The organism is Micromonospora sp. KC207 (assembly GCF_004348615.1).
Lineage (GTDB): Bacteria > Actinomycetota > Actinomycetes > Mycobacteriales > Micromonosporaceae > Micromonospora.
This window is the reverse complement of the sequence record NZ_SMKJ01000281.1, coordinates 1-9,267: the sequence shown is the minus strand read 5'-3', so window position 1 is coordinate 9,267 and position 9,267 is coordinate 1. Positions and strand designations below refer to the sequence as shown.

Here is a 9,267-nt window from a genome sequence, read left to right as displayed (position 1 = left end):
GTGTGGTGAGGCGGGTGGGCGTTCAGGAATGCCACAGCGGATCCACCGTGAACCCACATCAGCGAACACGAACGGCCATAGGCGCCTCAAGCTACCCGTCCGTCGGGCGCTGTCAAGAGCCGATCCGTCGATCGAAATCGGGCTGTGACAAGGGGATCGATGAGGTAAACGTTGTAAAGAACTCGGATGTTGGAAACTGTTGACTTGGTTTGGATGCGCGGGCACGCTGTGCCTTCATGCGGGATCGACAGGACAGCAGCTGGCAGGGCGACGGCATCTTCTACGGAGCCGACTACAACCCCGAGCAGTGGCCCGAGCAGACCTGGGCCGAGGACGTGGAGCTCATGCGCCGCGCCGGGGTCAACCTGGTCTCTGTCGGCATCTTCTCCTGGGCCCTGCTGGAGCCGGTCCCCGGCCGGTACGACTTCGACTGGCTCGACCGTGCGCTCGACACGCTGCACGCCGGGGGCATCCAGGTGGACCTCGCCACCGCCACCGCCAGCCCGCCGCCGTGGCTGGCCCACGCCCACCCCGAGACGCTGCCCCGCCGCGCCGACGGCACCATCCTCTGGCCGGGCGGCCGGCAGGCGTACTGCCCCAGCTCGCCGGTGTTCCGGGAGCGCTCGCTCGCCCTCGTCGAGGCCGTCGCCACGCGGTACGCCGCGCACCCCGCCGTGGTGATGTGGCACGTCTCCAACGAGCTGGGCTGCCACAACGTGCACTGCTACTGCGACGTCAGCGCGACGGCGTTCCGGGGCTGGCTGCGCGAGCGCTACGGCGACCTGGCCGCCCTCAACGACGCCTGGGGCACCACCTTCTGGAGCCAGCGGTACGGCGACTGGGCCGAGATCAACCCGCCGCGCACCGCGCCGGCCTTCGCCAACCCCACCCAGCAGCTCGACTTCATGCGCTTCTCCTCCGACGAGCAGCGGGCCCAGTTGCGCGCCGAGCGCGAACTGCTCAAGCGGCTGGTCGGCCAGCCGGTCACCACGAACTTCATGATCGGCATGGGCACCAAGTACATGGACTACTACTCCTGGGCCGGCGACGTGGATCTGGTCGCCAACGACCACTACCTCACCGCCGCCGATCCGCAGTCGCACGTCGGGCTGGCCTTCGCGGCCGACCACACCCGGGGCGTCGCCGGCGGCGCGCCGTGGCTGCTCATGGAGCACTCCACCAGCGCCGTCAACTGGCAGCCCCGCAACATGGCGAAGGTCCCGGGGCAGCTACGCCGCAACAGCCTCGCCCACGTCGCCCGGGGCGCCGACGGAGTGCTGTTCTTCCAGTGGCGGGCCTCCCGCGCCGGCGCGGAGAAGTACCACTCGGCGCTCGTCCCGCACGCCGGGGCGGACACCAAGGTCTTCCGCGAGGTCTGCCGGCTCGGTGCCGACCTCAAGGCCCTGGCCGAGGTGCGCGGCAGCCGGGTCGACGCCGACGTGGCGATCCTGTTCGACTTCGAGGCGTGGTGGGGCGTCGAGCTGGACTCCCACCCCAGCGTCGACGTCACGTACACCGACAGGGTCGCCGCGTTGTACGGCGCGCTCTGGCGGGCCGGCATCACCGCCGACGTGGTGCACCCGTCGACCGACCTGTCCCGCTACCGGCTGGTGCTGGCACCGACGCTCTACCTGGTCCGCGACGCCGACGCCGACGCCCTGCACCGGTACGTCTCCGCCGGTGGCACCGCCCTGGTGACGTACTTCAGCGGCATCGTCGACGAGCACGACCACATCCGGCTCGGCGGCTACCCCGGCGCGTTCCGGGACCTGCTCGGCATCCGTACCGAGGAGTTCTTCCCGCTGCGCGAGGGCGAGCGGGTCACCCTCGACGACGGCTCCGCCGCCGACGTGTGGACCGAGTGGCTGCACCCGGCCGGCGCGGAGGTCCTCGCCTCGTACGCCGACGGGCCGCTGCCCGGGGTCCCTGCGCTGACCCGGCACGCGGTGGGCGCGGGCGCCGCCTGGTACGTGGGCACCCGGCTCGACGACGCCGCCACCGAGCGCCTGGTGACCCGGCTACTGGCCGAGTCCGGCGCGCGGCCGGCCGCCGACGCCCCCCGCGGCGTCGAGGTGGTCCGCCGCCGGGGCGACCGGGGGAGCTGGCTGTTCGTCGTCAACCACACCGACCGGCCGGCCCGGATCGCCGCCACCGGCACCGAGCTGCTCACCGGCGCCCGCTGCGAGGGGGAGCTCGTCGTCGTCCCGGGCGAGGTGGCCGTGGTGCGGGAGGAGTCCGCCCAGCTGTCGGACACGCCGGGGACTCGCCCTGTGGAGGCCTCCTGATCTGGTTACCCTTCCGCTCGTCCGCGTCGAGGAGGTTCGATGCTCGCCCAGCAACGGCAGAGCGCCATCCTTGAGCTGATCCGACAGCGCGGCGGGGTGCGGGTCAGCCACCTGGTGAGCCGCTTCGGCGTCTCCGACATGACCATCCGTCGCGACCTGGAGGCCCTCGCCGAGCGGGGACTGGTCGACAAGGTGCACGGCGGGGCGACCCTCGCCGGCCCCGGGGCCGCCGAGGAGCCCGGCTTCGCCGCGAAGTCGATCCGCCAGCGCGACGAGAAGCGCGCCATCGCCGAACGGGCCGCCACCCTGGTCGAGCCCGGCATGGCGATCGCGCTGTCCGCCGGCACCACCACGGCCGCCCTGGCCACCCTGCTCGCCGACGTGCGCGGGCTGACCGTGGTGACCAACTCCATCCCCGTCGCCGCCGCGCTCTACCAGGACCCGCGCGCCGACCGGACGGTCGTGCTCACCGGTGGCATCCGCACCCCCTCGGACGCGCTCACCGGGCCGGTGGCCGAGGCCGCTGTCAGCGCGCTCAACGTCGACGTGCTCTTCCTCGGGGTACACGGGTTGAGCCTCCGCACCGGCTTCACCACTCCCAACCTGTTGGAGGCGGGCATCAACCGGCGGCTGGTGCGCGCCGCCCGGCGGCTGGTGGTGCTGGCCGACCACACCAAGTGGGAGACGATCGGGATCGCCACCATCGCCCCGCTGGCCGACGCGGACGTGCTGATCACCGACTCGGGGCTCGACCCCGACGCCCGCGCCCAGCTCGCAGAGCAGGTGGGCGACCTGTTGGTGGTGGAGGTGTGAGGAAGGGCCCCCTGTTAACGCCTACGGTAGGGAGGGGTCCCCCTCTCACCACTCGGGTGTTACCAACAACGCACACGGTGTGTTTCCCAGGCACCGCACAGGAGCGGCGGCTAGGGTCGGTCCGGTGAGCTGCGACGCTCCAGGGTGGAGCGCGCGCACCCGTCTGCGGGAGTGGCGATGGTCTTCAAGAAGATGTTGAGCGCGTTCGGTGTGGGCGGTCCCACGGTGGACACCGTCCTTGCGAACCCGAACACCCGGCCAGGTCTCACCCTCGACGGCCAGGTCAACCTGGTCGGCGGGGAAGCGCCCGCCGCCATCGAACAGATCGCCGTCGGCCTGGTCACCCGGGTCGAGGTCGAGGGCGGCGACAGCGAGTACGCGGGCATCATGGAGTTCCACCGCATGCCGGTGAGCGGGGCCTTCGAGCTCGCCCCGAAACAGCAGTTGTCGATCCCGTTCCAGCTTCCGGTGCCGTGGGAGACCCCGATCACCGACGTGTACGGGCAGCGCCTGCACGGAATGACCATGGGGCTGCGTACCGAGGTGGCGGTGGCCCGGGCCGTCGACAAGAGCGACCTCGACCAGGTGGCGGTGCACCCGCTGCCGGTGCACGAGCGCATCCTGGAGGCGTTCGCCCAGCTGGGTTTCCGGTTCAAGGGCGCAGACCTGGAGCGCGGCCACATCCTCGGGGTACGGCAGACGCTGCCGTTCTACCAGGAGATCGAGTTCTTCGCCGCCCCGCAGTACGCGCAGAGCGTCAACGAGGTCGAGCTGACCTTCGTCACCAGCCAACAGGGCATCGACGTGATCCTGGAGTGCGGCAAGCGGGGTGGCCTTCTCAGCGCCGGCCACGACGTGTTCGGCCGGTACACCGTCTCGCACGCCGACGCCGACCGGGTGGACTGGGCGCAGGTGGTCGACGGGTGGCTCAAGGAGACCATCTCGCGCTACGGCGGCCTGCGCGCCCAGGGCTCCGGAGCCCCGCCGGGGTACCCGACGCACGGCTACCCGACGCGCCAGGGCCACGGCCGGGGTCCCGGCATGGGCGGGATCGTCGCCGGGGCGGCGCTCGGCGCGGTCGGCGGGATGGTCGCGGGTGAGATGGTCGAGGACGCCGTCGAGGGCGACTTCGCCGAGGACTGGGGATTCGGCGAGGAGTAGCGGCCGACGTATCCGATTTCCATGTGCGACGGTGGCCCCCCGGGATTCCCGGAGGGCCACCGTGCTGCTCGGAGCCGATCAGGCCGGCGTCAGTGCCGGGCCTTGCGCTCCGTGCCGCTGCGGAAGTTGCTGCCGGCCTTGGCCAGGCCCCGGCTACCGAGGTAACCGATGGTCAGCAGCGTGATGAAGAACCAGGCCTGCGGCGCGCGGAAGATGTCCACGCCGACCGAGTTCTTGCCGACCAGGTACGACGCGGCCAGCACGCCGATCACGGAGGCGATGTAGACCCAGAACTCCGTGGTCGCGAACGACGGCTTGGTCTCCGTGCCCGGTGCCGCCATCGGTTCCTGGCGCCCGTCGTGCATCATCGGCATCGGCCGGGTGGGTGCCTCCTGCATCGCGCGGTTCTGCGCTTCCTGCGTGCGGTTCATCGGCCTGGTGGATGCAGCCTGCGTGCTCATCTTGTCCTCCTCAGGATGCGATGAGTCCTTACTGCGCTCCCTCGCCCCGCTACCGCGTTTCGGCCACGGCGCGGTTCACGTTCCTGGCGGGGGCACCCCCCGACTACCCGACTTCCCTGACGAGGTAACACCCGTCGGGGCCCGGATAGCAGCGTCGTCGCGGGATCCGGGGCGCGGGCCACGCGCCGCCGCGGCGCGACGAAGGCGGACCCCGCGCCGGCGCTCCGTCACCTCTGTGGCGCGATGCCGGTTTCCCGCTGGCCGGATTCGCGCTGGCCCGGATGCCCGGTGATGGCGATCTGGTGCGGCTGCCCGGCTGTGGGGCAAGTTTGGCTGCCCGGCGGTGGGGGCGGGTTTGGCGGTCCGGCGGCGGGGCACGCAGGAGCATTCCGACACTTCTGCGAGGTGATGGACGTGCGTGAGGACGACACGATGCGGGAGTCCGCCCGCAAGGCCGAGGAACGGATCGCCGGCGGCGTGTACGGCGAGGGGGCGCTCGACGAGGTCACCGTGCCGCAGACCGACGTGCAGCGGATCATCCAGGACGAGGACCCGGACGACCCGGCGCACGTCCGGATCGACCCGCAGGTGCTGCGCGACGGTGGCCCGACCCGGGGCCAGGGCGCGATCACCACGACCGGTGGCACGGCCGGCCCGGCGAGCGTCCGTCGAGTGGCCAGGCAGCCGGAGCGGCACCCGGGCAAGGTCGCCCCGACCACCACCGGCGACGCCACCACGGGTGGCCTGAGCACCCCGGCGGGCGGATCGACCAGCGACCAGTCCAGCAGCGCCGGCCGGGTCGGCAACTTCACCGACGAGTGACGGCCACGCCCATCTTGGACAGTTACCATCCACACCGGACGGTAACTGTCCAAGATTCGGGTCAGTGGCGGGACAGCGCGAGGACGCCCAGGCGCTGGGTGGCGCGGGTGAGGGCGACGTAGAGGTCACTGTGCCCACGCGGCGACTCGGCGACGATCGCGTCCGGGTCCACGACCAGGACGGAGTCGAACTCCAACCCTTTGGCCTGGGCCACCGTCAGCAGCACCACCCGGCTCTCCAACTCCGGGTGCTCGCCGACGGTCGCCTCGGGCAGCGCCGCGACCAGGGCGGCACCCAGCCCCTCGACCCGCCCGGCGGGCACGATCACCCCGAGTCTCCCGTCGGCCAGGCTGGCCGCCTCGGCGACGGCGGCGTCGGCCAGCTCGGCGGCCAGCCGCTTCTCGGCCACCGCGCGCTCCCACGGCGGCACCCCGCTCTGGCGCACCGAGCGGGGCGGGCGCAGCTGTGGGTCGATCTCGGCCAGCACCCCGGCCGCCACCGACATGATCTCGGCCGGGGTGCGGTAGCTGACCGTCAGCTCCTCCAGCCGCCACCGCTGCGCCACGTACGGCTCCAGCGCGTCCGCCCACGACGGCGTGCCGGCGAGCGAGCCGGTCTGCGCCACGTCCCCGACGATCGTCATGGACCGGCTGGGGCAGCGGCGCATCAGCAGCCGCCAGGCCATCGGCGACAGCTCCTGCGCCTCGTCGACGATCACGTGCCCGAACGCCCAGTTCCGGTCCGCGGCGGCCCGCTGCGCGGTGGTCAGCCCGTCGGTGGACTCCTGCCGCTCCAGCAGCCGGTCGGCGTCGAGCAGGTCGGTCACCCCGAGGATCTCGCCGCCCCCCGCCTCGTCCTCCACGTCGATCGACCGGGAGCCCCGGGCGATTTCCAGCACGCCCTCGGCGTACTCGCGCTGCATGGCACGGATGCGCTCCCGGCGGGCCTGGGCGGCCCGGTCGTCCTCGCCGAGCAGCTCGGCGGCCTCGTCCAACAGCGGCACGTCGGCTGGGGCCCAGCCGCCCGGCTCGCGGCGCAGCAGCGCCCGCTCGGCATCGGACCACCCGGGCGTGGCGGCGGCGATCCGGTCCGGGTCGGCGTACAGGTCGGCGAGTAGGCGCTGCGGGGTGAGCACCGGCCAGAGGTGGTCCAGGGCGGCCCGGACCTCGGGCTCCTCGCGCAGCTCCCGGCGGATCTCCGCGAGGTCGGCTTCCTCCAGGAGGTTCTCCCCGCCCAGCGGGTCCGCACCGATCCGGTCGGCGACCTGGGCGGCAAGGGCGTGCACGATCTCGACGTCGAAGACCGCGCGGGCCAGGTTGTGCGGCCGGCCGGAGCGGCGGGCCCGGTCCCGGGCCGTCCGAACGGTCTCCGGGGCCAGCGGCAACACCTCCCGCTCGATCTCGATCTCCAGCGGCTCGTCGGGCACCCGCTGCCGGTCGCGCACGGCCGCGGCCAGCACCTGCACCATCTCCGCCCGGCCCTTGAGCGCCGCCGCGCGCGCCGGCTCCGCCCGGCGGGCGCTGACGCCCGGGAACAGGTCGCCTGGGGTACGCAGCAACACGCCCGTCTCGGCCAGCGCCGGCAGCACCTGGGAGATGTAGCGCAGGAACGTCTCGTTCGGGCCGAGCAGCAGCACGCCCCGGCTGGCCAGCTCCCGCCGGTGGGTGTAGAGCAGGTACGCCGCCCGGTGCAGGGCGACGGCCGTCTTGCCGGTGCCGGGGCCGCCCTGGACGACAAGCGTCCCGGGCAGGTCGGCCCGGATGATCCGGTCCTGCTCGGCCTGGATGGTCGCGACGATGTCGCGCATCCGCCCCGTGCGGCCGGCGTTGAGCGCGGCGAGCAGGGACGCCTCGCCGGTCAGCTCCTCGTGCGCGGTGGGGGAGGCGGTGGTCAGGTCGAGCACCTCGTCGTTGAGGGCGACCACCTTGCGCTGCCGGGTACGCAGGTGCCGGCGCCGCCGTACGCCCTGCGGGTTGGCGGCGGTGGCCAGGTAGAAGGCGCGGGCGGCGGGGGCCCGCCAGTCCATCAGCAGCGGGTCGTAGTCGCCGCTGGTGTCGAAGATCCCGATCCGGCCGATGTAGTGGCGGGCGCCGTCGTCGGTGTCCAGCCGGCCGAAGCACAGCCCGTTCTCCACGGCGGAGAACTGCTCGACCTGCTCGGCGTACATCCTCACAGCGCTGTCGCGCTGGGACCGGTCCTGCTGGGTGCCGCCGGCTTTGCGCAGTTCCTCGGCGAGCCGGCGGGCAGACTGTTCCCGCATGCCGTCCAGCCGGCCGTAGAGCATGGAGACGTACTCCTGCTCGTGGCCGATCCCGTCGTCGTGCCGCAGCTCGTCGGTGCCCGCGGAGTGCCTTGACAAGCCTTCTCCCTTATAATTAAAATTGTGCCGGAACGGCATTTTGCGCGCCGTTCCTTTTTTGTGCCTGAATTGTCGAAGATACCGTGCGAGTGCCCCTCCGGCCAAGCGATCCGAGCGGGTCATGCCACCGGGTCGGGACGGAGTCGCACACATGCTGCTGGATGCCGGTCAACGGGTCGTGTTCATCGGGGACAGCATCACCGACTGCGGCCGGCGCGACAGCGCCGCCCCCTACGGTGACGGGTACATGAGCCTGGTCCGTGCGTTCGTCGACGCCCGGTACCCCGAGCGCGAGCTGACCTGGGTAAACCGGGGCGTCGGCGGCGACACCGTCCGTGACCTCGCGGCCCGCTGGGATGCCGACGCCGTCGCCGAGCGTCCCGACTGGCTTTCTGTGATGATCGGCATCAATGACATCTGGCGCGCGTTCAGCCCCGGCCGGGAGGCCGAGGCCGTCGGGATCGACGAGTACGAGCGCACCCTGCGTGCCCTGCTGCGCCGGGCCGTGACCGTCACCGGCTGTCGGCTGGTGCTGGCCGACCCGTTCTTCATCGAGGCGCACGTCGACGAGCCGCAGCGCGCCGAGACCGATCGGTATGCGGCGGTGGTGGCCGCCCTCGCCAAGGACTTCGACGCGGTGCACGTCGCCACCCAGGCGGCCTTCGACCGGGTGCTGGCGCACAGCCCGGCGAGCCGTTGGGCGAGCGACCGCGTCCACCCGGGGCTGCCGGGCCACGCGGTGATCGCGGACGCCTTCCTGGCCGCCCTCGGGGCCTGACGGCCGTCCGGTCCTGGCCGTAGGTGGCGAGCGCCCGCTAACCCGCCCGGCCTCCGTCGCCGCCTCAGGCGTCGGGGGTCAGCGTCGGCGGGTGCAGACCTTGCGGCTGGGGCCGATCGTGTTCGCCGAGCACCACCAGGGCGACCAACCGTGGGGCGTTAGTCGTTGGTACGGTCCAGCCCGTGCACCAGGAAGCTGGTGCCCGCTGGCGGCGGCTCGAACACGCTCGGCTGCCGCCCGGACAGCACCACGGGCCCGCTGGCCCCGACCGGGTACGTCCCGCGCAGCGCGATGTCGATCCGGTCGTCCCGCAGGCTCACCCCGCCGGGCGGGGTACCCGGGGAGGCGGCGGCCCGTGGGCTGGCCGACCGCCCGCCGGACGCACCCGGGCGGGGAGCCCCGCCCGAGGGCCCCGCGCCGGACGGGCTGGGGCCCGGTGGGGCGGAGGCCGAGGGTGCTGGGACCGGCCCCGGCTTCGTGCCGCCGACCCGGGCGACCCCGGCGACCACCGCCGCCGTGCCCAGCACCACTACGGTCACCCCGGCGAGCACCACGAGCGGGGTGAGCCGGCGTGGCGGCGGCTCACCC

Annotated in this window: 7 protein-coding genes and 1 pseudogene; 5 read left to right on the top strand and 3 right to left on the bottom strand. The window is 72.8% G+C overall.

Annotated features, from left to right (window positions below; all coding sequences use genetic code 11):
* The first annotated feature begins 236 nt into the window (after window positions 1–236).
* From E1258_RS26440 to E1258_RS26430, 3 genes are all read left to right on the top strand, one after another.
* Window positions 237–2,285, top strand: coding sequence for a beta-galactosidase (locus E1258_RS26440; RefSeq protein WP_132405883.1), 2,049 nt, complete (start codon window positions 237–239; stop codon window positions 2,283–2,285).
* 39 nt (window positions 2,286–2,324) lie between these two features.
* Window positions 2,325–3,098: a DeoR/GlpR family DNA-binding transcription regulator gene (locus E1258_RS26435; RefSeq protein ID WP_132405881.1), complete on the top strand. Its 774-nt coding sequence runs from the start codon at window positions 2,325–2,327 to the stop codon at window positions 3,096–3,098.
* Between the two features lie 177 nt (window positions 3,099–3,275).
* Window positions 3,276–4,259, top strand: a complete 984-nt coding sequence (locus E1258_RS26430; protein WP_132405878.1) for a sporulation protein — start codon at window positions 3,276–3,278, stop codon at window positions 4,257–4,259.
* Between the two features lie 89 nt (window positions 4,260–4,348).
* Here the strand turns inward: E1258_RS26430 and E1258_RS26425 are convergent, their stop codons facing one another.
* On the bottom strand, window positions 4,349–4,720 hold the full coding sequence (locus E1258_RS26425) for a hypothetical protein (RefSeq protein WP_036374951.1): 372 nt from the start codon (window positions 4,718–4,720) through the stop codon (window positions 4,349–4,351).
* 414 nt (window positions 4,721–5,134) lie between these two features.
* On the opposite strand from E1258_RS26425, the gene E1258_RS26415 reads away from it, so the two are divergent.
* On the top strand, window positions 5,135–5,542 hold the full coding sequence (locus tag E1258_RS26415) for a hypothetical protein (protein ID WP_132405876.1): 408 nt from the start codon (window positions 5,135–5,137) through the stop codon (window positions 5,540–5,542).
* A gap of 61 nt (window positions 5,543–5,603) precedes the next feature.
* Here E1258_RS26415 and E1258_RS26410 read toward each other — a convergent pair whose 3' ends face one another.
* Window positions 5,604–7,826, bottom strand: coding sequence for an ATP-binding domain-containing protein (locus E1258_RS26410; RefSeq protein ID WP_371688689.1), 2,223 nt, complete (start codon window positions 7,824–7,826; stop codon window positions 5,604–5,606).
* A gap of 226 nt (window positions 7,827–8,052) precedes the next feature.
* Here E1258_RS26410 and E1258_RS26405 point away from each other — a divergent pair, with 226 nt between their 5' ends.
* Window positions 8,053–8,679, top strand: a complete 627-nt coding sequence (locus E1258_RS26405) for an SGNH/GDSL hydrolase family protein (protein WP_132405872.1) — start codon at window positions 8,053–8,055, stop codon at window positions 8,677–8,679.
* A gap of 158 nt (window positions 8,680–8,837) precedes the next feature.
* On the opposite strand, the pseudogene E1258_RS33605 reads toward E1258_RS26405, so the two are convergent.
* Window positions 8,838–9,267: pseudogene (locus E1258_RS33605) on the bottom strand (tetratricopeptide repeat protein); the annotation flags it as partial.